The sequence below is a fragment of the Corallococcus sp. AB038B genome, from assembly GCF_003668955.1.
GTDB classification, from domain to species: Bacteria; Myxococcota; Myxococcia; order Myxococcales; family Myxococcaceae; genus Corallococcus; species Corallococcus exiguus.
In genome coordinates this window covers 1-389 of sequence record NZ_RAWO01000365.1, presented here as the reverse complement: position 1 = coordinate 389, position 389 = coordinate 1, and the positions used below count along the sequence as shown (strand labels likewise).

At 72.5% G+C, this 389-nt stretch carries 1 protein-coding gene; it reads right to left on the bottom strand.

The window, feature by feature from the left end; translation table 11 throughout:
• On the bottom strand, positions 1-389 hold a 389-nt coding region (locus D7Y04_RS43585; RefSeq protein ID WP_199749856.1), incomplete at both ends, for a condensation domain-containing protein.

The window sequence follows — 389 nt, the reverse complement described above, 5'->3', positions numbered from 1 at the left end:
TGGAGCCACGGCAGCAGGGGCGCACTGCCCGAGGGCACGCGGACGCGCGTGGGCAGGGTGTTGATGAAGACGCCCACCAGCGTATCGGAGCCCGGAAGCTCCGGAGGACGGCCGGCGACGGTGTTGCCGAAGACGACGTCCTGCTCACCCGAGTAGTGCGCGAGGACGAGGCCCCAGGACGCCAGGGCGAGCGTGTGCAGGGTGAGCTGGTGCTGGCGGGCGAAGGACAGCAGCGAGGCCGTGGCCTCGGTGGGGAGGTCCAGCTCGAGGGCGAAGTGCTCGGCGGGCTGGCCCTGCGGCGGTGCGGCATGGGTGTCCGCGGGCAGGGACGTGGGAGCGGAGAACGCGTCCAGGTAGGCCCGCCAGAAGGCCTCATCGGTGGAGGCCTC